Here is a 21,260-nt window from a genome sequence, read left to right on the forward strand (position 1 = left end):
CAACATGGTATAGTGTACGTTTGCGCGGGTACATCCCGTGGAAGCCAATATGAGACGCGTGCGCCACCTTATTCGACGCGCGCTCGTTGAAAGGACTGCCCCATGGCAGTAAATGAACAGCTTTTGCTTGAAGTTCTTGAGCAGATCCGCCCCAACCTGCAAGCTGACGGCGGCGACATGGCCTACGTGGGCGTGGACGATGACGGCGTTGTTTCCCTTGAGCTGCAGGGCGCCTGCGCCGGCTGCCCCATGAGCCAGCTGACGCTCTCCATGGGCGTGGAGCGCATCCTCAAGGAGCACGTCCCCGGCGTGACCCGCGTTGAGGCCGTCAACAACGGTCCCGCTGCAGATATGTACGACGAGTACGCGCCGTTCTAGGCGATTGCCGTTTCAAAGCGTTTTGCCCCGTGCCGCGCGCGGGGTTGATGGAGGTCCGCAATGGTTCTCTCTGACCACGACATCAAGATCGAGATCGAGAAGGGGCGCATCGTCCTCGACCCGTTCTGCGCCGAGCTGATCCAGCCCGCTTCGATCGACGTGCGCCTTGGCAATGATTTCCGCGTGTTCCGCAACTCCGACCACGTGGCGATCGACCCCGAGCTGCACCAGCCCGATCTTACCGAGCAGATCATTGTTTCCGACGGGGACGCCTTTGTGCTGCACCCCGGTCAGTTTGTTTTGGGCACTACGCTGGAGCGCATCTGCGTTCCGGATGACGTGCTGGGCAAGCTTGAGGGCAAGAGCTCTTTGGGTCGCCTGGGCCTGATGATCCACTCCACCGCCGGCTACATCGATCCGGGCTGGAACGGCCAGATCACGCTGGAGCTTTCCAACGTGGCGAACCTGCCCATCCTGCTTCGCCCCGGCATGCGCATCGGCCAGATCAGCTTCGAGCGCATGAGCTCCCCGGTCGATGTGCCCTACGGCGCCCCCGGCTTGGGCAGCCATTACCAGGGTCAGGTGGGAGCCACCGCAGGCAGCCCGCTCACCAGGCCCGGAGTCGCCCGTGGCTAGCGAGATCCCCGCGCCCCAGTCGCCCATGCCGGCGCGGGGCGCGTCTTGTATGCCGGCACCGGGCGGCGCGCCCATGCCCGGCGACCGCGACGTGGCGGTCGAGGATCCTCGCGGCGAGGACGGTGTGGTGCGCTGCTGGGAAGTGCGCGGCTGTGCCGGCCTGTACGGTTTTTCCGGCTTTATGCAGGACGAGTGCCCGCACAATGAAAAGGACCGCTATATGCCGTGCCCCGCAACCTGCGCCTTTACGCGCTGCCAGCGCCCGTGGCACAAAGACGCGGTCACGCTGGAGGACCTTACCGATCCAACCGTGGATCGCATGGCCACCATTAAGGAGCAGTGCCGCCACTGCCTGCACTTCATTAAAAACGGTCCGCGGGCATCTGCCCGCTAGCGTGCCGGCGCCCGTTCCCGCGCGGGGCGACCTATAAGAGAAAGGGAGCCATTTTGCTCAACGACCTCTATCACATGCTCGATCCCATCGCGTTTTCAGCGGGCCCCATCACCATCTACTGGTACGGCATCGCCTACGTGGTGGGCTCCATTCTCGCCGGTTTCGTTATGTATCGCGTGCAGCGCCGCTGGAACATGGGCCTCACCGTGGATGATGTCTGGATGCTGGTAACGGGTGCGGTCTTTGGCCTCATCATTGGCGGCAGGCTGTTCTACGTCATCTTTTACGGCGACGGGTACTACTTCACCCACCCGCTTGAGATCTTCGCGACCAACCAGGGCGGCATGAGCTTCCACGGGGGCTTGGTAGGGGGCTTGGTAGGGGGCTACATCGTGTGCCGCATGCTCAAGTTGTCTGCCTGGACCATTGCCGACCTCGCCATCATAGGCGTGCCGCTGGCGCTGGCGCTGGGCCGCTGCGCCAACTTTGTGAACGGAGAGCTGTGGGGCAAGCCCACGGACCTGCCTTGGGGCGTGGTCTTTGGCGGGTCGGCCGGCGAGATCCCCCGTCATCCCTCCCAGCTTTACGAGGCGTTTCTAGAGGGCATCGTCCTTTTTGTGATCCTGTACTCCATGAGCCGTAAGAAGAAGCTGCCGCCACAGGGCGCCTTTATAGGCACGTTTGTGCTGGGCTATGGTGTTGTCCGCTTCCTTATCGAGTTCGTTCGCGTGCCCGATGCGCAGCTGGGCTATCTCTTTGGCGGCTTCATCACCATGGGCCAGCTGCTGAGCCTGCCCTTGATTGTGATCGGTGCCGCCTTGTTGTTCTATGCATACAAGGCTTCTCGTCCACAGCATGCGTTTTTGGACGAGGACTAGCGGGCAGCGGGGCAAGCGAGCAAGTGGAAAGGCCTATGAGGAAAAAGACGTTTTGTAGCGCCCTCGCACACGCGGGGGCGTATTTGGTTTCGATTGCCGTGCTGCTGGGGCTGTGGCACCTGGCTGCCGTGGTGATTTCAAGTCCGGCGCTACCAACCCCGGGGGCGACGGTGGCGGTGTTTCGCGAATATGTTCCCGATCTGGCCCCCGCGTTTGCGGTGAGTCTGTATAGAGTGCTCGCGTCGCTTGGCATCGCGTCGGTGCTGGCGGTGCCCGCGGGCTTGGCTCTGGGGAGATCACCGCGCCTCGATGCGGCGGTGTCTCCGGCGCTGCACGTGCTGTACCCCATTCCCAAGGTGGTCTTGCTGCCGGTGTTCTTGGTGCTGTTGGGGCTGGGCGATGCAGCCAAGATCGCCCTGATGTCCGTCACGGTGTTCTTCCAGGTGCTGGTGAGCGTGCGAGACGCCGCGGCGTGCGTTCCGCGCGAGTCGATCCTGGCGGCGCGGAGCCTGGGTGCCGGCCGCGTGGTGACCTGCCTTCACGTGGTGGTTCCGGCGGTGCTGCCCGAGCTGCTCACGGCGCTTCGCGTTGGCTCTGGTACCGCGGTGGCGATTCTCTTTTTGGCCGAGTCCATCGCTGGTTCGACTGGATTGGGCTATTTCATTGTGGATGCATGGTCGATGGTGGACTACCCGCGGATGTTTGCCGGCATGATTGGCATGGCGGTGCTGGGCGTGGGAATCTACGAGGTGCTTGCCCTGGTGGAACGCCTGCTCACTCCATGGCGGCGCGCCTAGCGCGTGTCGCGCGGTTATGCGCGGGCGGCCTCTGCTTAAGGCCGTGGGGTTGCTGAAAAGCCCCCTTTTGTCGCCTTGATGACCGCAGCAAGGCAGCGGGTATTTCCCGAGGCGGGCAAATGGACGTTTATTACTGGGGTTAGCCATCGGTAAAACGTCCAAATGTCCGTCTCAAGGGATGGGTGCCTGGCGGCAGGCTACTTTACCGGTCCAAATTCGCCGGTCTGCTCGTCAAAGAACAGGGCGTTTTTAAGGTAGCCGCGCGCGAGCATCCAATCCAGCTGCGGCTGGATCATGTCGCAGGTGGGCTTGGCGCTCGCGGGGTACTCCGCGATGGGGTAGGTCTTCTTGAGGGGGTCGGCCAGGTTGGTCTTCTCAATAAGCAGGTCGCGGTAGCTCTCCGGGTCGCTATTGATGGCCTGGGCGGCAAGGTCCCAGCCGCGGGCCACGTCGGCCACGGCATCGCGGCCGCCCTCCTCGTCCTCAAACGCCTCGCGGACCACCACAACGGACTGGGAGAGGTTTTGGCCGTCGGAGTCCTGGGCGTCGTTCATGATAACGGTGCACCCGTTGATCTTGCCCAGTTCCAAAAGGCTGTTGGGCAGCGCCGCGGCGTCCACCTTGCCAGATGTCATCATCTCAAAGCGAACGGGCATCTTCTTGATTTCCTCTTTGGTGAAGTCGCCCTCGCCAATGCCCTGGATTTCCAGGAGCTTGTCCATCACGTACTCGGGCACGGTATTTGAGCCCACGCCAATGGAGGCGCCGCGCAGCTGATCGGCGGTCTTGATGGCGGAGTCCGGACCTACCATGATGCCGAAGATGCCCTGTTGGGGCGTGGCGCCAAGGGCGATCCAGCGCATGCGCACCGGCGTGCCGCCCGCGGTGAGCGAGGCGGAGACCTGCGGGTCGGTCATGGCCATGTCGATTTCACCGGCGGTCACGGCGGCGGAAAGCTCCTGAGCGCTTTGGAACTCGGTGACCTCCACGTTGACGCTTGCGGGGAACATCTGCTCCTTCGCGGCAACCCAGCCGGGAAGGAAGTCCTCGGTCATCATGGTGCCCATGCGCACGGTCCGCGCGTTGGCCCCGGTGCCCGCGCCGGAGCCCGCGGCAGATCCCGATACGGCTCCCTTATTGGTGCATCCTGCGAGCATCATGGCTCCCAGGGCGCCGGCGCCGGCAAGAAAGCCGCGGCGCGTGGGGCAGGGTTTGGTGGGTTGTACGGTCATAGCGATCGCCTCCTGTGTCGTGGTTGCGTATCACTCTCGCGCCAGTCGATGTATATGTCGCTTGCGCGTCGAGCATGGGCAGTATAGATGCCGCCGCAAGTCCGTTTGTGAGCTTTCGTTACAATGAACCATTGGTTTTTTGCAACGGGCTCGCTTGGTCGAGTTTTTGGACGAGTTCTGGCGGAGCGTCTTAGCGCGCAGGCGGTGCCCTTGGGTTTTGCGCGGGCCCCTGCGTGCGACGCCGCGGGGCGACCGCGTGCGGTAGGGGGCCATATGGCGCAAGAGAGTATAACGAATGTGGACGACGATAGCGCCTTGGCGCCCATGAAATCCGCGGGCCCCGGCAACCTGGCGGGGGAGTCCGCGCCTGCGCCTGCCCCTGTTTCGCCCGCTGCGGGAACGGCCCGCAAAGACGCCATCCGCCTGCTGTGGTTCAGGCACTATCCCCTGTGGCAAAGCGCGATCGCCTTCTTGCTGGGCTTGCTCGCGACGGCGGCGCTCTCCATCGACCTTGCACCCGTGTCCTATAAAACAATCACCAAGCTCGACCCCACTGCCACCGGTGCGCTTTACATCTGCTATGAGGTGCTTCTTTCCTTTGCTGGGCACAGCGACGCGATCGTGCTGTTGGCGCTGGCCCTGCTGTTGGTGCTCCCTATACGCTACGTACTGTTTGGAAAGGGCGATTCGCTTAGGCCATCGGTTGTGCTTCCGGCGGCGGCGTTTGCCCTGTGCACGGTCTTTGGTATGAGCTATGACCTCACGGATAGCGCCGCGCTGGTGGCGGGCGGCATCTCGCAGGCGATCAAGGCCGTCATCATGGGAGCCGGCTGCGCAGTGCTGGGGCATACGGGCTTCTACTTGTTCTACGACTGCCTGGATTGGTTGGGTACCCAGCGCCCGGCGTTTAGCGAGTCGCGCTTTGGCGTTGCCTGGCGCGCGGCGCACGCCGCACTGGATCGCCGGCCGTTCCTCGTTCCGTTGGCGCTCATCGCGCTGGCGTGGTCGCCCTCCTTTATCGCGGCGATGCCGGGCATTTTTATGGGGGATACCGGCGCCCAGATTCGGCAGTGGTTCAATCTGCCTAACGGCACCAGCGACTACCTTAACCTCATCAATCCCAACGTGCTGCTCAACGGCCACCACCCGGTGGCGCACACGGCGCTGGTTGGCGGCTGCGTGCAGCTAGGCATGCAGGTTTTTGGGGACGAGAACGCGGGCCTGCTTATCTACACCGCCTTGCAGTTCTTCATCACGGCGGCGACGGTCGCCTACCTGGTGTGCTCGCTGCGTCGGTTTGGCTGCGGGCTTGCGCCCCGCGCGGCGTCGCTGCTGTTTTTTGCGCTCATGCCCCTGTTCTCAAATTATGCGGTGCTCATCACCAAAGACGTCCTCTTTGCGGACGCTTTGGCGGTGCTGGTGGTGCAGACGGCGTCGCTGCTGGCTGCGGGAACAGGTCATGGCGTGACCATGTGCCCCCGCGACTGGGCGCTACTGGTCATCTCTTCGATCGGGTGTACGTTTTTGCGCAACGGAGGCTTGGTGTTTCCACTGGCCGCGTGTGGGCTGGCCGCCATATTCGCAGCACGGGGCGCGCGGGTGCCGCGCCGCCGTTGGGTCGCCATCGTTGGGGTAGCGGCGCTTGTCCTTGTCCTCAACATGGCCTTTGCGCGTGTGGTCATGCCGGCGCTCGACATCACCCCGGGTAGCCGCCGCGAGATGCTCTCCATCCCATTTCAGCAGACCGCGCGGTTTGTGCAGAAGCACGATGCCGCCAACGCCGGCATCGAGGGCGGCGTCGACGATGGGTTGGTGAGCGAGGAGGAGCGTCGGGTAATCGACCGCGTGCTGGGGTACGACACCCTGGCCTCGCGCTACGACCCCGACAAATCGGATGCGGTCAAGAACGGCTTCAACGAGGATGCGACCACGCAGGACCTAGCGGCGTATTTTGCGGTGTGGGCCAAGATGTTCCTACGCGATCCAGAGAGCTACATCTCTGCGGTGGTGAACAACTATTACGGCTACTTTTATCCCAGCGAGCGCGACGTATGGTTCTACAGCACAATCGAGGGCGCCAAGATTATGGCAAGGGAAGAGAACCGCGCCTACTTTGATTTTCACCCGGTTGAAAACTCGCTGGTAGAAGCCTGCGGGCATGCGGTGAACCTGTACCGCGTGGCAATACAGCGCGTGCCGTTGGTGTCGCTTACCATGAGCTCGGCATCGTATACGTGGTTGCTTATCGCCGTGGGCGTCTACCTGCTGAGAAGCGGACAGTGGCGTTCGCTGGCGATGATGGTGCCGTTGTTTGGCGTGCTGGCGGTCTGCCTCGTTGGCCCGTGCAATGGCTCCACCTACATGCGCTATCTCTATCCAGCCATCCTGTCTCTGCCCTTCGCCTTGTCCGTGGCGCTTGCCTGGCCGCGGCGTCTGTGGCGAGCAAGGTAGGCGCGGAAAGGGAAGGTCGGCACAAGGGGCTTTCGACGTCTCTTGCGGCGTATTGGCGGCGACGTCGCCCCGTGAGTATTGCGTGTTACCGCGCGGTGACTATAAAATTCATGCTTTCGCAGCTCGCGCATTCGGTATATCATTTCCAGCGTCTGTTTCTACAGGGTCACCGATCCGCCGCGACCGAGCGACCGAGCGCATATTCGATAGGAGTCTCGCATGTCCGGACACTCTAAATGGGCAACAACCAAGCATCGTAAGGGCGCACAGGACGCCAAGCGTTCCGCCCTGTTCTCCAAGCTGAGCCGTAACATCACCGTTGCCGCCCGCCTTGGTAACGACCCCAACCCCGACAACAACGCCTCCCTGGCCGCCGCCGTCGCCAAGGCCAAGGCTCAGTCCATGCCCAAGGACAAGATCAAGGCCGCTATCGACAAGGCTTTTGGCTCGGGTGCCGATGCCGCCGTGTACGAGAACATCGTGTACGAGGGCTATGGCCCCGCAGGTGTCGCCGTGTACGTCGAGTGCCTGACCGACAACCGCAACCGCACCGCTGCCGACGTCCGCTCCGCGTTCTCCCACGCTGGCGGCAACCTGGGCACCACCGGTTCCGTCGCCTTCCAGTTTGAGCGCAAGGGCCAGGTTGTGGTCTCCAAGGAGATCCTCGATCCCAACGCCAAGAAGGAAACCATGATGGCCAACGGCGCCGCGGGCGATGAGGAAGAGTTCATGATGGCTATCGCCGAGGCCGGCGGCGACGATTACGAGGACGCCGGCGAGGAGTGGGTTGTCTGGACCGCCGCTGGCGACCTGATGGCCGTTTCCAAGGCCATCGAGGCCCAGGGCATCGAGGTCAAGGGCGCCGAGCTCACCATGGTTCCCACCACCCCCACCGCCGTTTCCGGCACCGACGCCAAGAAGGTCCAGCGCCTGATCGACCGTCTCGAGGAGCTCGACGACGTCCAGGACGTGTACTCCACCATGGACATGACCGACGAGGTCATCGCCGCCCTCGAGGAGGAGTAGGAACTTTTTAGACCCTTAGGGTTTCATTAAGAAGACTGCCTGCGAGCCGGGCCCGCCAACGCGTCGGGTCCGGCTCGTTTTATAATCGTTTTTGTACCCGCGCCCCGTGCTCGCCGCAGCGCGTGCCCGTCTGCCGTGCGCCGCCATGCGGATGCATCGTCCACGGCATAGCGGGGTACAAGGTACTAATCTGCGCGCGGTGCAGGTCTTTGTCCGCAACGCGCATTCGATAGTTCTACTCGTCCATATGAGGGGAGGCGGTATGGGTAGGTTTAAAAAGCTCTGTACCGTGGTGTACCTGCTTTCCTGCGTTGTCGCGCTGGGCACCTTCGCCGCTTCGCTGTTTGGCCCCGCTGCCGGCCGTGTGGAGGCGTTGCTTGATAAGCCCGCCTTTCGCATCGTGCTGGCCGTATGCCTGGTTATCTGCGCGCTGCAGGCTCTGTGGGTGCTGTTGCGCGTGATTATTGAGCGCCCTGAGCCCGATTGCGTGCGCATCGATGCCGCGGGGGAGGTTCAGGTGACGTTGACCGCCATCGAGTCCGTGGCGCGCGCCGCCGCGCGCGAGGAGGACGTGCTGGTCGAGGAGGTGCGCGGCCGCATTACGGGCAGGGACTCTTCCGGCGTCCGCGTGGCCATCGACGCCATCGCCTTGACGGAGACGGGTTTGGACGATGCGGCCCAGCGCATGCGCCAGCGCGTTGAGGCGGCGCTTGAAACCATGTTGGGAACGCCCGCGGCATCGGTGCGCGTGCGCTTTCTTCCCAGTAAGACCACTACCGTGACCAGGGAGGTTTAACGGTGAGCGATAGCAAGAGTACCGGTCGCGGCCCTCGCGCCGTGATTGAGCAGGAGCCCGAGTGGGCGCATGCGGATGAGCGCGCAGCCGAGCGCGAAGCCGGGGACCATGCCTCGTCCAAGAGTTTTCAGGATGCGACCATTGGATTTTTCACCGGGGTGGGCCGTCGCGCTTGGCGCTATGCCGACGCGCACCCGCATACCGTGCTGTACGGATGCATTGGCTTGGTGCTCGCCGTGTTGATCTTGTGGCTGGGCCTGTGGGACACCATCGTCATCGCGATCTTTGTTGGCGTCGGTGCGGCGATGGGCCAGGTACGCGACGGCGACGGCGGCATCTACCGCTTCTTCAACCGTCTGTTTGGCGGTAGGCGCTAGCGGCGACGCACGTTGGCGGCACCGGAGTCCACGGCACGCAAACCATGCTCGCAAGGCAAGATTTTGAGGCTTGATCAAGCTTGAAAGGGGATAGGCATCATGGCGGAAAAGGAAGTTATCGAGATGGCCGATGGGGCAAGCGAGGTCTCCACGGAGCAGACGCCCGCCCAGGATTTCGCGGCCAAGCTCAATGAGGATGATACCGTTGAGGCCGAGGGCGATGCCGAGGTGGAGGGCGAAGAGGACGAGCTCGATACGGATGATTCGCTGACCTATTCCAACGGCGTGATCGAGAAGATTGTAGCGCTGGCGACGCGCGAGGTGCCGCATGTGCTGGGCATGAAGGGCAACCTGATGCACTTTGTGCAGGAGCAGTTTGGTGCGGAGAACCTCACCAAGGGCGTAACCGTTGAGGTTACGGACGATAACCGCGTTGTGGTGAACATCTCCGTCATCATCGAGTACGGCGCCTACGCCCCGGATATCTTCGACGACGTGAAGACCCGCGTGACCGAGCGCCTGGCCGCGATGACCGGCCTCGAAGTCGCGGGCATCAACCTGCGCATCGACGACGTGGTGACGCCGGAGGAGTACGCGGAGCGCCAGAAGCACCTGATCGACAATCTCAAAGCGGACGACGAAGACTAAGTCTGGTCTGGTGGCTCCCATTGGAAGCCGTGCATCTCTATCCGCTTTGCGGAAGCGCGGTTCTATCTGTCATTTTTGCCCGGGTCTCCTGGCTCGGGCTTTCTTATGCGAGCGGGGAGGGCGGACGGGCGTGCCCCGCTGCCGGCGCCAGCGCCCCGCGCCGTTGCTTGCGACGTTCACGAATCGGTAACAGTGCGATAAAGGGTTGCGCCTGCAAATGCTACCGTGCTATTCTCGTCCGCATGATTACTTACGCTGAACATATCACGATGATGATGGTCATGGAGATGCCCTCGCCCGGGCACTTTGCCATGCCGCGCGATAGCCGGCGTGGGGAGACCGGGCGCCTCGATTAGGCCGTCTCCGGCGGGAGACGGTCCGTCTTCTCATACAACCAATCATCGAGCGGAGTTTCACTCGTGATCAGCATCCAACATGTTTCCAAAACCTATGACGTTCCTAAAAAGGCCGCGCGCAGGGCTCGCGGTAAGTCTGCGGGCATCGACACCAGCTACGCGGCATCCGTGAGCGGCAATGCCGTCCTTGCGGGGGCGGCAGTGTCCCAGGCTGCAGCCGAGGTCGCCGATGCCCTGCGTCCCGCGGTGCGCGACGGCGTGGTGTATGCGCTGGACGATATCAACATCGAGATCGCCGACGGCGATATCTTCGGCATCATTGGCATGAGCGGCGCGGGCAAGTCCACCTTGGTGCGCACCATCAACTTGCTGGAACGCCCCACGTCCGGTCGCATTGTGGTCGACGGGCAGGATGTCACCGACCTTGCCGGAAGCGCGCTGCGTGCGTATCGCCGCCGCGTCGCCATGATTTTCCAGAACTTTGGCCTGCTTGCCCAGAAGACGGTAATCGATAACGTGTGCTTCCCGTATCTCGCGGCAAACGGCAAGGTGACGGAGGCGAACCGTGTCCACGCCCTGGAGCTGCTCGATCGCGTTGGTCTTGCTGAGAAGGCGCATTCTTATCCCAGCCAGCTTTCCGGCGGCCAGCAGCAGCGCGTCGCCATTGCCCGCGCCCTTGCCTGCGAGCCGGAAGTCATTCTCTGCGATGAAGCCACCTCTGCGCTGGATCCCAAGAGTACCAATACCATCTTGAAGCTTCTGAGGGACATCAACCAAGAGACCGGCGTCACCTTGGTGGTCATCACCCACTCTATGGACGTTGTCCAAAAGATCTGCAAGAACGTAGCCGTGTTGGACTCCGGCCGCGTGGTGGAGACCGGCGAGGTCGCTCGCGTCTTTGCCGAGCCCGCTGCCGAGGCTACGCGCGTTTTGCTTGGAAAGGTGGACTGGGATGCTTAACGAATTTCTGGCCAACTTCTCCGGATTGCTCGCCCAAGGTACCCTCGACACCCTGGTGATGGTCTTTGTCTCGACCGCTATCGCCTATGTTTTTGGTACCGCATTGGGCGTGGTGCTGCATCTAACCGCTGCGAGCGGCCTGCGACCCATGCCCGTTCTTAACGCGGTCTTGGGCTGGGTGGTCAATATTGGCCGCTCGCTGCCGTTTATCATTCTGCTTATCGCGCTTATGCCGTGGACTGCGGCGATTGTGGGCGTCTCCACCGGCGTTCGCGGCGTTATTCCGCCCTTGGTGGTCGCCACAGCTCCCTTTGTCGCCCGCATGATCGAGCAGTCTTTGGCCGAGGTTTCGCATGACGCCGTAGAGGCCGCCGAGGCATGTGGAGCGTCCGTGCCGCGCATCGTCTTCTCCGCCCTCCTTCCTGAGGCGCTGCCCTCCATTGTGCGCGGAGTCGCGGTCACTTTGATCGCCGTGCTGGGCTACACCGCCATCGCCGGCGCCGTGGGTGCGGGTGGACTTGGCGATATCGCTATCCGCTACGGTTACTACCGCTACGAGAACGAGGTCATGATCGTCACGGTGGTGTTGCTGATCATTCTCGTCCAGCTTATCCAGACCGTGTGCAATTTCATCGCACGCAAGGTGGACCATCGCTAGATTGGGCTGCACGTAAGCGGGCATGCCTGCTGGCTTGGCATAAATCGCGCTTCTTTTGAAGGGTCGCGCGTCCATGCGGCCCCTACCTGTTCTATACGATTTCTGCTGAATCGCGCATCTAAGGCGCATTTCGCACCGTTTTCAACATCGATTTTGAAAGGGGTTATCCCATGGCTACATTTACTGGCAACCATAGCGATCGTTTCGACGCCGCCGTCTCTCGCCGCTTTGTCCTCAAGGCTGGGTTTGCCGGCCTTGGCGCCGTCGCCCTGGGCGGCCTTACCGCTTGCGGCGCAGGCGATGCCAGCGGTTCCGGCGCTGTCGAGGCGTCCAAGAAGCTCACCGTTGCCGCCAGCCCCGCGCCCCACGCGGAGATCCTCAATTCCTTTGCCGCGTCCAAGCTTAAGGAAGAAGGCATCGAGCTGGTGGTTAAGGAGTATACGGATTACATCCTGCCCAACAAGGACACCACGTCCGGCTCGGTCGACGCCAACTACTTCCAGCACATCAACTACCTTGAGAACTACAACAAGGAGAACGGCACCGATCTTATCTCCGTGGGCTCCATCCACTACGAGCCCATGGCCGTCTACGCCGGCAAGTCTTCTGACCTCGCCGCCATAGCGGACGGCGCCACCATCGCGGTTCCCAACGATCCCACCAACGAGGGCCGCGCGCTGCTGCTGCTCCAGGACCAGGGCCTGATCACCCTCAAGGACCCCACCAACCTGGAGGCCACGCCCAACGACATCGCCGAGAACCCGCACGGCATCGTCTTCCAGGAGCTCGAGGCGGCCGCGGTGCCGCGCGCCCTCGAGTCCGTTGACTTCGCCGTCATCAACGGCAACTACGCCATCGAGGCCGGTTACCACGTCAAGGACGCCCTGGTGCATGAGGAGACCGGCTCCACCACGGTCGAGCAGTACGCCAACATCGTCTGCACCACACCGGAGAAGGAGGAGGACGAGAACATCCAGGCGCTGGTCAAGGTCCTGCAGTCCGACGACTTCAAGGCGTATCTGGAAGAGAGCTACGGTCAGGACGTTCTTCCTGCCTTCTAATCAACAATAGGGGAGTAGCGCCCGGCATCGTCGTTGAAGAGCGGTGCCGGGCGCTATGTATGAGGATGAGAACAGTAGGTCGAGAACCACGGCGGGTCTCCGTCCGATTGTCCCGGTTGGGCAAGGGCCTGCCAAAGTTATGGAATCGCCTGCACAGAATAACTTTTTGTAGCGTTCTTTACGCAAAGGGCGTATAGTAACGAATGTTTTGTCGGCTCCTGCCGTCAAATCGTCATGCCGCGAACAGCCAGATGCGGCGTGATGTATACGTCAGGAGGCACGAGGACAACCCGCAGTGGCCAAGCCCCGTGCTTAAAACCCCATGAAGGAGTGAAAATGGCTGAAGAGAAGTATGTCCCGCGTCTGAAGACCAAGTACAACGACGAGGTCAAGCAGCTTATGCAGGACAAGTTCCAGTACAAGAACGTCATGGAGATCCCCAAGTTCGAGAAGATCGTCGTCAACATGGGTGTTGGCGAGGCCGCTACGGACTCCAAGGCTATCGACGGCGCCGTCCGCGACCTGCGCGTCATCACCGGCCAGCAGCCCATGGTGACCCGCGCCCGCAAGTCCATCGCATCCTTCCGCCTGCGTGCCGGTATGCCCATCGGTGCCAAAGTCACCCTGCGCGGCGACCGCATGTGGGAGTTCTTCGATCGTCTGACCTCCGTCGCGATCCCCCGTATCCGCGACTTCCGCGGCATTTCCGCCAAGTCCTTCGACGGCCGTGGCAACTTCTCCATGGGCGTTACCGAGCAGCTTATCTTCCCCGAGGTTGACTTCGACTCCGTCGATCACACCCGTGGTATGGATATCACCATCGTCACCACCGCCAAGACCGATGAAGAGGCCAAGGCCCTTCTGGACGCCTTCGGCTTCCCGTTCAAGAAATAGGTTCTAATGTTCCGGGTCGCGGGCGGTGCGCGAAGAGCACGTGCCGCCCGTCCGGAATGAACAATACTCAATGTGAGGAGGAAATAAGTGGCTAAGACATCGATGATCGTCAAGTGCAATCGCGAGCCGAAGTTCTCGACGCGCAAGTACAGCCGTTGCCAGCGTTGCGGCCGTCCGCATTCGGTCTACCGCAAGTTCGGCATCTGCCGTGTCTGCTTCCGCGAGCTGGCACTGAAGGGCGAGCTTCCCGGCATCAAGAAGGCCAGCTGGTAAGTCACTGCCAGCGCGCGCGGACGAACGACTCGTCCGTTCGCACGGAAGAACGTGCTGTCCTGGCTTGTTCGCTAAGGGCGAAGAAGGACCGCAGCACGTGTTCATCAAGAACGAAGGAGAATCTGCATGAACGTCACAGACTCGATCGCAGACATGCTTACTCGCATTCGCAATGCGAACTCTGCGAACAAGGCTGAGGTCTCGATGCCGAGCAGCAAGAAGCTCGTCGAGATCGCTCGCGTTATCTGCGAGGAGGGTTACGTCGAGAGCTATTACGTCGAGGACACCGCTCCGGCCAAGACCCTGCACATCACGCTCAAGTACGGCCGCAAGAAGGCCAAGGTCATCAACGGCATCAAGCGCATTTCCAAGCCCGGTCTGCGCAAGTACGCCGGCGCCAAGGACCTTCCCCGCGTTCGCGGCGGCCTCGGCACTGCAATCATTTCCACCAGCCAGGGTGTTATGACCGACCGCGATGCCCGTAAGCTCGGCATCGGCGGCGAGGTCATCGCATTCGTTTGGTAAATCGCTTCGGCGTGTAGAAGGAAAGGAGACCACCGTGTCTCGTATCGGTAGGAAGCCTGTCCAGATTCCCGCTGGAGTCGAAGTGACAGTCAATGGCAACACCTGCGTCGTCAAGGGCCCCAAGGGCACCCTTCAGCAGGATTTCCATGAGAACATCACCGTGACCGTTGAGGAGAACGAGGTCATCGTTGACCGTGCCAACGACGAGCGCGAGTCCCGCGCCCAGCACGGCCTGACCCGCGCCCTCATCCAGAACATGGTCACCGGCGTTTCCGAGGGCTTCACCAAGTCCCTCGAGCTCGCTGGCGTTGGCTACCGTGTTCAGCTCAAGGGTACCTCCCTTGATTTCTCCCTTGGTTACTCTCACCCGGTCGTCGTCGAGGCTCCCGTGGGCATCACCTTCGAGGTTCCCGACAACACCCACATCAACGTCAAGGGCATCAACAAGCAGCAGGTCGGCCAGATCGCCGCTGAGATCCGTGCGAAGCGTCCGCCCGAGCCTTACAAGGGCAAGGGTATCCACTACGTTGGCGAGCACATCCGCCGCAAGCTCGGCAAGGCCGCTAAGTAGTAACGCGTTTACCTCGCACATAAGACCAGCACCCCGTTAGGTGTTGGCATGACTTCTTAAGGAGTTTCAGCATGAACAAGAACAAGGCGAAGCAGGCAGGCCTCAAGCGCCGTCAGCGTCGCGTTCGCGGCAAGATCTTCGGCACCCCCGAGCGTCCGCGTCTGCGCGTCGTTCGCACCAATGCGAACATCTACGCCATGATCGTTAACGATAACGAGGGCAAGACCCTGGTTTCCGCTTCCACTCTTGAGGCCGAGTTCAAGGGCACCAAGACTGGTAACAAGGATGCTGCCGAGAAGGTCGGCGAGCTCGTTGGCAAGCGCGCCATCGAGGCTGGCATCACCCAGGTCACCTTCGACCGCGGTGGCCGCATCTATCACGGTCGCGTCAAGGCCCTGGCTGACGGTGCTCGTGCCGCCGGCCTGGTCTTCTAGGAGGTATTAAGCAATGGCTCGTAATATCAAGCAGCAGCGCGAGGCCTCCGAGTTCGAGGAGCGCGTCGTTTTCATCAACCGTGTTGCTAAGACCGTCAAGGGCGGTCGTCGCATGTCCCTGGTGGCTCTCGTGGTCGTCGGCGACGGCAAGGGCAACGTTGGTCTGGGTATGGGCAAGTCCGCTGAGGTGCCCCTGGCCATCTCTAAGGCTACCCTGGACGCCAAGAAGCACATGTTCCACGTGCCCGTCACCGAGGAAGGCACCATTCCTCATGACGTTCTCGGCAAGTTCGGTGCCGCTAGCATCCTGATCAAGCCCGCTGTCGAGGGTACCGGCGTTATCGCCGGCGGCGCAGTGCGTCCCCTCTTCGAGCTCGCTGGCATCAAGAACGTTCTTTCCAAGTCGCTCGGTTCCGACAACGGCCTCAACATCATCAAGGCCGCTGCTGAGGGCCTCAAGGAGCTCTCCAGCCCCCAGGATATCGCTGAGCGCCGTGGCCTGACCGTCGCCGAGATGTTCGTCGGTAAGGAGAACTAAGCATGGCTAACACCATTAAGATTAAGCAGGTCCGCAGCACCAACGGTTGCAAGCAGGATCAGGTCAGGACCGTTCGCGCCCTCGGCCTCAAGAAGATGAACGCCACGCGCGAGATTGCCGACAATGACGGCGTCCGCGGCATGATCTTCAAGGTCAAGCACCTTGTCGAGATTGTAGAGGAGTAACAATGCAGCTTCATGATCTTACTCCGGCACCGGGTTCCAACAAGCGTCGCAAGCGCGTCGGCCGTGGTAACTCGTCCGGTAAGGGTACTTATTCCGGTCGCGGCCAGAACGGCCAGGGTTCCCGCTCCGGCGGCACCAAGGGCGCTGGCTTCGAGGGCGGTCAGACTCCGCTTGCGATGCGTCTCCCCAAGCTCCCCGGCTTTGTGAGCCCCCGTCGCATCGAGTACACCGCTATCAACGTCTCCGATCTCGAGGCCCGCTTTGAGAACGACGCCGTCGTCGACGGTGCTGCTCTGATGGCTGCCCGCCTCGTCAAGAGCGAGTTCGAGCCCGTTAAGGTGCTCGGCAACGGCGAGATTACCAAGAAGCTCACGGTCAAGGTTGACAAGATCTCCGCCTCCGCTAAGGCCAAGATCGAGGCCGCGGGCGGAAAGGTCGAGCTCCCGTGCTAAATGGTTTGAAGAACACGTTCCGCATCAAGGAATTGCGCGGAAAGATTCTTTTCACCATCGCTATGCTCGTGGTGTACCGTATCGGTGCACACGTTCCTGTGCCCGGTATCCCCTTCCAGGGGATGCTGGGCCTTTTCCAGTCTGCGGGTGATTCCGTAGCTTCTGGAGCGATGGCCCTGCTGAACCTTTTCTCCGGTGGCGCACTTTCCTACGTGTCGGTATTCTCGCTGGGCATCATGCCCTACATCACAGGCTCGATCATCCTCCAGATGCTTCAGAGCGTTGTGCCTTCCCTGCATGCGCTCGCTCGCGAGGGCGAGGTTGGTCAGACCAAGATCACCCAGTACACACGCTACCTTACGCTTGGACTGGCGATCGTAAACGCCATTGGCTACCTTTTCCTCTTCAAGAGCTTCGGTATCAGCTTCAATGGTGCGGGCGCGCCCGGGATCATCTTCGATATCATGATCGTCGGCACGCTCACTGCGGGTGCGATGCTCATCATGTGGATCGGCGAGCTCATTACCCAGCGTGGTATTGGCAACGGCATGAGCCTTATCATCTTCGCTAATATCATGGCCGGCCTTCCCCAGGCTATCTTCTCCTCTGTTGAGGGCACCGCGGGCGTAATCACCACGGTGGTTATCTTCGTGATCATCCTGTGCGTCATCCCGCTGATCGTCTTCATCGAGCGCGGCCAGCGCCGCATCCCGGTCCAGTACGCCAAGCGCGTTGTGGGTCGTCGCATCATGGGTGGCCAGTCCACCTATCTGCCCATCAAGGTCAACACCGCCGGCGTCATTCCCATCATCTTCGCCAGCGCGCTGCTGTACTTCCCGGCGCAGATCGCGGTCTTCTTCCCCAACATCGGTTGGATTCAGACCGTCGCTAACGCGATGTCCACCGGCTGGATCAACTGGATCCTCAACGTGTTGCTGATTGTCTTCTTTGCATACTTCTACACCTCCATGGTGTTCAACCCGGATGATACGGCAGACAATCTCAAGAAGCAGGGTGGCTTCATCCCGGGCGTCCGTCCCGGTAAGGCGACCGCGAATTACATCAAGAACGCGCTCAATAAGATCACCCTTCCTTCCGCCATCTTCCTGGCAATCATCGCTATCGTCCCGTCGATCGTGTTTTCCTTCACGGGCAACCAGCTGATCCAGGCTTTTGGCGGCACCTCTGTTCTCATCATGGTCGGTGTCGTTCTCGACACTATTTCCAAGGTTGAGAGCCAGCTTAAGATGTACGATTACGACGGGTTCTTTAAATAACAGCTGAGAGGAGACTCCCATGAACATCGTTCTTTTGGGTGCACCGGGCGCCGGCAAGGGCACGCAGGCCCAGCGTCTTGTGCGCGACTTTGGCGTAGCCCACATCTCCACTGGCGATTTGCTTCGCGCCGCCGTCAAGGGTGGTACGGAGCTGGGAATCCAAGCTAAGAAGTACATGGATGCCGGCGAGCTCGTTCCCGACCAGCTCGTTATCGATCTGGTTAAGGAGCGCCTTGCTGAGGACGACGCCCAGCAGGGCTTCCTCCTCGACGGCTTCCCCCGCAACACCTTGCAGGCCGTGACGCTCGATTCCGAGCTCTCTGAGCTTGGTCGCGAGCTTGATTGCGCCCTGCTGATCGACGTCGACCGAGACGTCATCATCAACCGTCTGTCCTCTCGCCGTACCTGCCGCGCTTGCGGCTACACCGGCACCGCTGCTGACGAGGTATGCCCCTCTTGTGGCGGAGAGATGTACCAGCGCGACGACGATAAGGCTGAGACCATCGCCAACCGCATGGATGTCTACGAGAAGCAGACGAGCCCCCTGGTCGAGTACTATCGCGGCCAGAACATCTTGAAGACCATCGATGGCGATCGTGACGTCGACGTCGTCTACGCGGACGTCAAGGAAGTCCTCGGTCTATGATCAAGATAAAGTCTGCGGATGAAATCGAGCAGATGAAGGTTGCCGGAGCGCTGTCTAAGATGGCGCTCCGGCGCGTTGGTGCCATGGTTCGCCCCGGCGTTTCCACCTTTGAGCTCGATCAGCTTGCCGAGCAGATTATCCGCATGCACGGTGGCAAGCCAGCGTTTAAAGGATATGGTGGATTTCCTGGTTCCATCTGTGCTTCTTTGAACGACGCCGTGGTCCACGGCATTCCCAATCCCGACATCATCCTTCGCGATGGCGATATCGTGTCCATAGACACCGGCGCCGTGGTCGATGGTTGGGTTGGCGACAACGCCTGGACCTTCTTCTGCGGAACCCCTTCGCCCGAAGCTAAGGCTTTGTGCGAGGTAACGCTCGATTGCCTGAAGGCGGCTATAGAGCAGGCGGTACCTGGTAAACATATCGGAGATATAGGGTATGCTGTTCAGTCCCTTGCCGAGTCACATGGCTACGGTGTCCTGCGCGATTATGTTGGCCATGGTGTCGGGCGCGTTATGCATGAAGAGCCCAATGTTCCCAACTACGGCAAGAAGGGGAGGGGCGTTAAGCTCCATGCCGGTATGGTCATCGCCATCGAGCCGATGATCACCATGGGTTCCCCGCGCGTGAAGGTTGGACGTGACGGTTGGCTTGTTTCTACCAAAGATCACCTGCCTGCTGCCCACTTCGAGAACACCGTTGCCATTACCAACGATGGGCCGGTCATCATCACCTCCGATGAGTCCGGTGCTTGGTGCGATATGCAAGGTGGATCGCTAGTTGTGTAGCGATTGGGGAATTTTGCTAAATCGCGAATGTGTGTTGTATCATTCGCTATTGCTGTCGTTTTCAACGTAGAGAAAGATGATTGCTTGTGAAGAAGGAAGATGCTATCGAACTCGAGGGCACGGTAACCGAGCCGCTGCCTAACGCTATGTTCCGCGTCGAGCTCGAGAACGGTCATTCGGTCCTTTGCTCGATTTCGGGCAAGATTCGTATGAATTACATCCGTATTCTCCCGGGCGACAAGGTTGTGGTGGAGCTTTCCCCGTATGACCTTACCCGTGGCCGCATCACCTATCGCTATAAGTAACGATAGCAGCCATCCACTGTCAGTCTCGATCGCTAAGAAGTGCTCAGCCTAGCGGTCGTATTGGCATGTGTAGACCAGCCAGTGTTAAACGCCTGCGGCTGGGCGAGTAGATAGTACTGTTGTTTGAGCACTACCGAAAGGAAGAACGATGAAGGTACGTCCTTCGGTCAAGAAGATGTGCGATAAGTGCAAGATCATTAGGCGCCATGGCAAGGTTCTCGTCATCTGCGAGAATCCCCGCCACAAGCAGCGTCAGGGTTAAGAGAGGAGACCAACGTTGGCCCGTATTAATGGTGTCGACCTTCCGCGCGAGAAGCGCGTCGAGATCGGTCTGACCTACATCTACGGCATCGGCCGCACTACTGCTACCAAGATCTGCAACGAATGCCAGATCAACGTCGATACCCGCGTTAAGGACCTTACTGAAGATGAGGTTAACGCTATTCGCGAGTACATCGACAAGAACGCTATCATGGTCGAGGGTGACCTCCGCCGTGAGCGCACCCAGAATGTTAAGCGCCTTATGGACATCGGCTGCAACCGTGGCCTGCGTCACCGCAAGGGCCTGCCGGTCCGCGGCCAGCGCACCCACACCAACGCTCGCACCCGCAAGGGTCCGAAGCGTCAGATCGGTGCTAAGAAGAAGAAATAGGGAGTTTGACGCATAATGGCTACTGCTAAGAACAAGCGCGGCGCCGCTTCTCGCATCAAGCGTTCCGACCGCAAGAACATCTCCGTGGGCCAGGCTCACATCCGTTCCACGTTCAATAACACCATCGTTTCGATCACCGACGCTCAGGGCAATGTCATTGCCTGGAAGTCTGCCGGCACCGTGGGTTTCAAGGGCTCCCGTAAGTCCACCCCGTTCGCCGCTCAGATGGCTGCTGAGGCTTGCGCCAAGATCGCCATGGAGCACGGCATGCACAAGGTTTCCGTGTTCGTGAAGGGCCCCGGCTCTGGTCGCGAGACCGCCATCCGCTCCCTCCAGGCTGCTGGCCTCGAGGTTTCGAGCATCCAGGACAAGACCCCCATCCCGCACAACGGCTGCCGCCCCAAGAAGCGTCGCCGCGTGTAACTGAAAGGATCGAAAAACTATGGCAATCGATAGGACTCCGGTTCTCAAGCGCTGCCGTCAGCTCGGGATCGATCCCGCTGAGCTCGGTTACAGCAGCAAGAAGGAATCTATTCGCCAGCCCAAGCGCCGTCGCAAGGAATCTGAGTACGGCATGCAGCTGCGCGAGAAGCAGAAGGTTAAGTTCATTTACGGCGTTCTGGAGAAGCAGTTCCATCACTACTTCGACCGCGCTCGTAAGATGAACGGCATCACCGGTGAGAATCTTCTCATTCTCCTGGAGAGCCGTCTCGACAACGTCGTGTTCCGTCTCGGCTTTGCTCGCACCCGCAAGGAGGCTCGTCAGACTGTCCGCCACGGCCACTTCACCGTTAACGGCCGTCGCGTTGACATCCCCTCCTATCAGGTCAAGCCTGGCGACGTCGTCGCCGTTGGCGAGAAGTTCCGTGATCTTCTCCCCATCAAGGAGGCCCTGATTTCCTCTGAGCGTTTCGAGGTTCCCGGCTGGCTCGAGGTCGATATCGAGAAGCTGTCTGGCAACGTTCTGGCTATGCCCGTTCGTGAGCAGATCAGCGGCGATATCAAAGAGCAGCTCATCGTCGAGCTCTACTCTAAGTAGTCCTTTTGGGCTGCTGAGGCTGGAGGTATT

Annotated in this window: 30 protein-coding genes; 29 read left to right on the forward strand and 1 reads right to left on the reverse strand. The window is 60.7% G+C overall.

Annotated features, from left to right (window positions below):
- Window positions 1-102: 102 nt before the first annotated feature.
- The 5 genes from HMPREF9452_RS07090 to HMPREF9452_RS07110 all read left to right on the forward strand — a co-directional run bounded on the left by HMPREF9452_RS07090 (window position 103) and on the right by HMPREF9452_RS07110 (window position 3,083).
- Entirely contained in the window at window positions 103-378 is a 276-nt protein-coding gene (locus HMPREF9452_RS07090) for a NifU family protein (protein WP_009141452.1), read from the forward strand.
- A 60-nt stretch (window positions 379-438) separates the two neighbouring features.
- A complete protein-coding gene (gene dcd, locus HMPREF9452_RS07095; RefSeq protein ID WP_009141453.1) occupies window positions 439-1,014 on the forward strand; it encodes a dCTP deaminase in 576 nt (191 codons plus the stop codon).
- Window positions 1,007-1,408 (forward strand): hypothetical protein, encoded by a 402-nt coding sequence (locus HMPREF9452_RS11985; protein ID WP_009141454.1) that lies wholly within the window; start codon window positions 1,007-1,009, stop codon window positions 1,406-1,408. Before dcd ends, HMPREF9452_RS11985 begins: the two co-directional genes overlap by 8 nt.
- A 53-nt stretch (window positions 1,409-1,461) precedes the next feature.
- Window positions 1,462-2,286 carry a prolipoprotein diacylglyceryl transferase gene (lgt, locus tag HMPREF9452_RS07105; RefSeq protein ID WP_009141455.1) on the forward strand — a complete coding sequence of 275 codons (825 nt, stop codon included), beginning with the start codon at window positions 1,462-1,464 and terminating at the stop codon, window positions 2,284-2,286.
- Between the two features lie 83 nt (window positions 2,287-2,369).
- Window positions 2,370-3,083 carry an ABC transporter permease gene (locus HMPREF9452_RS07110; protein ID WP_198003587.1) on the forward strand — a complete coding sequence of 238 codons (714 nt, stop codon included), beginning with the start codon at window positions 2,370-2,372 and terminating at the stop codon, window positions 3,081-3,083.
- A 197-nt stretch (window positions 3,084-3,280) separates the two neighbouring features.
- Here the strand turns inward: HMPREF9452_RS07110 and HMPREF9452_RS07115 are convergent, their stop codons facing one another.
- Window positions 3,281-4,315, reverse strand: a complete 1,035-nt coding sequence (locus HMPREF9452_RS07115; protein ID WP_009141457.1) for an ABC transporter substrate-binding protein — start codon at window positions 4,313-4,315, stop codon at window positions 3,281-3,283.
- Between the two features lie 273 nt (window positions 4,316-4,588).
- On the opposite strand from HMPREF9452_RS07115, the gene HMPREF9452_RS07120 reads away from it, so the two are divergent.
- From HMPREF9452_RS07120 to rpsD, 24 genes are all read left to right on the forward strand, one after another.
- The gene (locus HMPREF9452_RS07120) at window positions 4,589-6,766 is read left to right on the forward strand and encodes a DUF6020 family protein (RefSeq protein WP_009141458.1); all 2,178 of its coding nucleotides are present in this window, start codon (window positions 4,589-4,591) and stop codon (window positions 6,764-6,766) included.
- Between the two features lie 219 nt (window positions 6,767-6,985).
- Window positions 6,986-7,792: a YebC/PmpR family DNA-binding transcriptional regulator gene (locus HMPREF9452_RS07125; RefSeq protein WP_009141459.1), complete on the forward strand. Its 807-nt coding sequence runs from the start codon at window positions 6,986-6,988 to the stop codon at window positions 7,790-7,792.
- A gap of 262 nt (window positions 7,793-8,054) precedes the next feature.
- Window positions 8,055-8,588 (forward strand): alkaline shock response membrane anchor protein AmaP, encoded by a 534-nt coding sequence (amaP, locus tag HMPREF9452_RS07130; protein WP_009141460.1) that lies wholly within the window; start codon window positions 8,055-8,057, stop codon window positions 8,586-8,588.
- Window positions 8,589-8,590: 2 nt separating this feature from the next.
- A complete protein-coding gene (locus HMPREF9452_RS07135) occupies window positions 8,591-8,965 on the forward strand; it encodes a DUF2273 domain-containing protein (protein ID WP_009141461.1) in 375 nt (124 codons plus the stop codon).
- Between the two features lie 99 nt (window positions 8,966-9,064).
- Window positions 9,065-9,613 (forward strand): Asp23/Gls24 family envelope stress response protein, encoded by a 549-nt coding sequence (locus tag HMPREF9452_RS07140; protein ID WP_009141462.1) that lies wholly within the window; start codon window positions 9,065-9,067, stop codon window positions 9,611-9,613.
- A gap of 419 nt (window positions 9,614-10,032) precedes the next feature.
- Window positions 10,033-10,929, forward strand: coding sequence for a methionine ABC transporter ATP-binding protein (locus HMPREF9452_RS07145; RefSeq protein WP_009141463.1), 897 nt, complete (start codon window positions 10,033-10,035; stop codon window positions 10,927-10,929).
- A complete protein-coding gene (locus tag HMPREF9452_RS07150) occupies window positions 10,922-11,587 on the forward strand; it encodes a methionine ABC transporter permease (RefSeq protein WP_009141464.1) in 666 nt (221 codons plus the stop codon). Before HMPREF9452_RS07145 ends, HMPREF9452_RS07150 begins: the two co-directional genes overlap by 8 nt.
- A gap of 170 nt (window positions 11,588-11,757) precedes the next feature.
- Window positions 11,758-12,648, forward strand: coding sequence for a MetQ/NlpA family ABC transporter substrate-binding protein (locus tag HMPREF9452_RS07155; RefSeq protein WP_009141465.1), 891 nt, complete (start codon window positions 11,758-11,760; stop codon window positions 12,646-12,648).
- A gap of 336 nt (window positions 12,649-12,984) precedes the next feature.
- Window positions 12,985-13,542 (forward strand): 50S ribosomal protein L5, encoded by a 558-nt coding sequence (rplE, locus tag HMPREF9452_RS07160; protein WP_009141466.1) that lies wholly within the window; start codon window positions 12,985-12,987, stop codon window positions 13,540-13,542.
- Window positions 13,543-13,629: 87 nt separating this feature from the next.
- Window positions 13,630-13,815 carry a type Z 30S ribosomal protein S14 gene (locus HMPREF9452_RS07165; protein WP_009141467.1) on the forward strand — a complete coding sequence of 62 codons (186 nt, stop codon included), beginning with the start codon at window positions 13,630-13,632 and terminating at the stop codon, window positions 13,813-13,815.
- A gap of 126 nt (window positions 13,816-13,941) precedes the next feature.
- Window positions 13,942-14,340 (forward strand): 30S ribosomal protein S8, encoded by a 399-nt coding sequence (rpsH, locus tag HMPREF9452_RS07170; RefSeq protein WP_009141468.1) that lies wholly within the window; start codon window positions 13,942-13,944, stop codon window positions 14,338-14,340.
- A gap of 34 nt (window positions 14,341-14,374) precedes the next feature.
- Window positions 14,375-14,911 (forward strand): 50S ribosomal protein L6, encoded by a 537-nt coding sequence (gene rplF, locus HMPREF9452_RS07175; protein ID WP_009141469.1) that lies wholly within the window; start codon window positions 14,375-14,377, stop codon window positions 14,909-14,911.
- 71 nt (window positions 14,912-14,982) lie between these two features.
- Window positions 14,983-15,345, forward strand: coding sequence for a 50S ribosomal protein L18 (gene rplR / locus HMPREF9452_RS07180; RefSeq protein WP_009141470.1), 363 nt, complete (start codon window positions 14,983-14,985; stop codon window positions 15,343-15,345).
- 13 nt (window positions 15,346-15,358) lie between these two features.
- Complete coding sequence (gene rpsE, locus HMPREF9452_RS07185; RefSeq protein WP_009141471.1) at window positions 15,359-15,883, forward strand: 30S ribosomal protein S5; 525 nt, start codon at window positions 15,359-15,361, stop codon at window positions 15,881-15,883.
- Window positions 15,884-15,885: 2 nt separating this feature from the next.
- A complete protein-coding gene (gene rpmD, locus HMPREF9452_RS07190; protein ID WP_009141472.1) occupies window positions 15,886-16,068 on the forward strand; it encodes a 50S ribosomal protein L30 in 183 nt (60 codons plus the stop codon).
- A gap of 2 nt (window positions 16,069-16,070) precedes the next feature.
- Complete coding sequence (gene rplO / locus HMPREF9452_RS07195) at window positions 16,071-16,520, forward strand: 50S ribosomal protein L15 (RefSeq protein WP_009141473.1); 450 nt, start codon at window positions 16,071-16,073, stop codon at window positions 16,518-16,520.
- Window positions 16,514-17,797, forward strand: coding sequence for a preprotein translocase subunit SecY (secY, locus tag HMPREF9452_RS07200; protein WP_009141474.1), 1,284 nt, complete (start codon window positions 16,514-16,516; stop codon window positions 17,795-17,797). The genes rplO and secY overlap by 7 nt, the downstream gene beginning before the upstream one ends.
- Before the next feature lie 19 nt (window positions 17,798-17,816).
- The gene (locus tag HMPREF9452_RS07205) at window positions 17,817-18,443 is read left to right on the forward strand and encodes an adenylate kinase (protein WP_009141475.1); all 627 of its coding nucleotides are present in this window, start codon (window positions 17,817-17,819) and stop codon (window positions 18,441-18,443) included.
- Window positions 18,440-19,234: a type I methionyl aminopeptidase gene (gene map, locus HMPREF9452_RS07210; protein WP_009141476.1), complete on the forward strand. Its 795-nt coding sequence runs from the start codon at window positions 18,440-18,442 to the stop codon at window positions 19,232-19,234. The genes HMPREF9452_RS07205 and map overlap by 4 nt, the downstream gene beginning before the upstream one ends.
- An 86-nt stretch (window positions 19,235-19,320) precedes the next feature.
- Window positions 19,321-19,539: a translation initiation factor IF-1 gene (gene infA / locus HMPREF9452_RS07215; RefSeq protein ID WP_009141477.1), complete on the forward strand. Its 219-nt coding sequence runs from the start codon at window positions 19,321-19,323 to the stop codon at window positions 19,537-19,539.
- Between the two features lie 148 nt (window positions 19,540-19,687).
- Window positions 19,688-19,801: a 50S ribosomal protein L36 gene (rpmJ, locus tag HMPREF9452_RS07220; protein ID WP_006363204.1), complete on the forward strand. Its 114-nt coding sequence runs from the start codon at window positions 19,688-19,690 to the stop codon at window positions 19,799-19,801.
- 15 nt (window positions 19,802-19,816) lie between these two features.
- Window positions 19,817-20,191 carry a 30S ribosomal protein S13 gene (gene rpsM / locus HMPREF9452_RS07225; protein ID WP_009141478.1) on the forward strand — a complete coding sequence of 125 codons (375 nt, stop codon included), beginning with the start codon at window positions 19,817-19,819 and terminating at the stop codon, window positions 20,189-20,191.
- 15 nt (window positions 20,192-20,206) lie between these two features.
- Window positions 20,207-20,614 carry a 30S ribosomal protein S11 gene (gene rpsK / locus HMPREF9452_RS07230; protein WP_009141479.1) on the forward strand — a complete coding sequence of 136 codons (408 nt, stop codon included), beginning with the start codon at window positions 20,207-20,209 and terminating at the stop codon, window positions 20,612-20,614.
- 19 nt (window positions 20,615-20,633) lie between these two features.
- Window positions 20,634-21,230 (forward strand): 30S ribosomal protein S4, encoded by a 597-nt coding sequence (gene rpsD, locus HMPREF9452_RS07235; protein WP_009141480.1) that lies wholly within the window; start codon window positions 20,634-20,636, stop codon window positions 21,228-21,230.
- The last annotated feature ends 30 nt before the right edge of the window (window positions 21,231-21,260 follow it).

It is taken from the genome of Collinsella tanakaei YIT 12063 (genome assembly GCF_000225705.1).
Taxonomy (GTDB): Bacteria; Actinomycetota; Coriobacteriia; order Coriobacteriales; family Coriobacteriaceae; genus Collinsella; species Collinsella tanakaei.

What these genes read in the sequence shown, in the direction of transcription:
- HMPREF9452_RS07090 (WP_009141452.1), top strand. Translation starts at nt 103, where the DNA reads ATGGCAGTAAATGAACAGCTTTTGCTTGAAGTTCTTGAGCAGATCCGC.
- dcd (WP_009141453.1), top strand. Translation starts at nt 439, where the DNA reads ATGGTTCTCTCTGACCACGACATCAAGATCGAGATCGAGAAGGGGCGC.
- HMPREF9452_RS07115 (WP_009141457.1), bottom strand. Translation starts at nt 4,315, where the DNA reads ATGACCGTACAACCCACCAAACCCTGCCCCACGCGCCGCGGCTTTCTT.
- HMPREF9452_RS07120 (WP_009141458.1), top strand. Translation starts at nt 4,589, where the DNA reads ATGGCGCAAGAGAGTATAACGAATGTGGACGACGATAGCGCCTTGGCG.
- HMPREF9452_RS07125 (WP_009141459.1), top strand. Translation starts at nt 6,986, where the DNA reads ATGTCCGGACACTCTAAATGGGCAACAACCAAGCATCGTAAGGGCGCA.
- amaP (WP_009141460.1), top strand. Translation starts at nt 8,055, where the DNA reads ATGGGTAGGTTTAAAAAGCTCTGTACCGTGGTGTACCTGCTTTCCTGC.
- HMPREF9452_RS07140 (WP_009141462.1), top strand. Translation starts at nt 9,065, where the DNA reads ATGGCGGAAAAGGAAGTTATCGAGATGGCCGATGGGGCAAGCGAGGTC.
- HMPREF9452_RS07150 (WP_009141464.1), top strand. Translation starts at nt 10,922, where the DNA reads ATGCTTAACGAATTTCTGGCCAACTTCTCCGGATTGCTCGCCCAAGGT.
- HMPREF9452_RS07155 (WP_009141465.1), top strand. Translation starts at nt 11,758, where the DNA reads ATGGCTACATTTACTGGCAACCATAGCGATCGTTTCGACGCCGCCGTC.
- rplE (WP_009141466.1), top strand. Translation starts at nt 12,985, where the DNA reads ATGGCTGAAGAGAAGTATGTCCCGCGTCTGAAGACCAAGTACAACGAC.
- rpsH (WP_009141468.1), top strand. Translation starts at nt 13,942, where the DNA reads ATGAACGTCACAGACTCGATCGCAGACATGCTTACTCGCATTCGCAAT.
- rplR (WP_009141470.1), top strand. Translation starts at nt 14,983, where the DNA reads ATGAACAAGAACAAGGCGAAGCAGGCAGGCCTCAAGCGCCGTCAGCGT.
- rpsE (WP_009141471.1), top strand. Translation starts at nt 15,359, where the DNA reads ATGGCTCGTAATATCAAGCAGCAGCGCGAGGCCTCCGAGTTCGAGGAG.
- rpmD (WP_009141472.1), top strand. Translation starts at nt 15,886, where the DNA reads ATGGCTAACACCATTAAGATTAAGCAGGTCCGCAGCACCAACGGTTGC.
- rplO (WP_009141473.1), top strand. Translation starts at nt 16,071, where the DNA reads ATGCAGCTTCATGATCTTACTCCGGCACCGGGTTCCAACAAGCGTCGC.
- HMPREF9452_RS07205 (WP_009141475.1), top strand. Translation starts at nt 17,817, where the DNA reads ATGAACATCGTTCTTTTGGGTGCACCGGGCGCCGGCAAGGGCACGCAG.
- map (WP_009141476.1), top strand. Translation starts at nt 18,440, where the DNA reads ATGATCAAGATAAAGTCTGCGGATGAAATCGAGCAGATGAAGGTTGCC.
- rpmJ (WP_006363204.1), top strand. Translation starts at nt 19,688, where the DNA reads ATGAAGGTACGTCCTTCGGTCAAGAAGATGTGCGATAAGTGCAAGATC.
- rpsK (WP_009141479.1), top strand. Translation starts at nt 20,207, where the DNA reads ATGGCTACTGCTAAGAACAAGCGCGGCGCCGCTTCTCGCATCAAGCGT.
- rpsD (WP_009141480.1), top strand. Translation starts at nt 20,634, where the DNA reads ATGGCAATCGATAGGACTCCGGTTCTCAAGCGCTGCCGTCAGCTCGGG.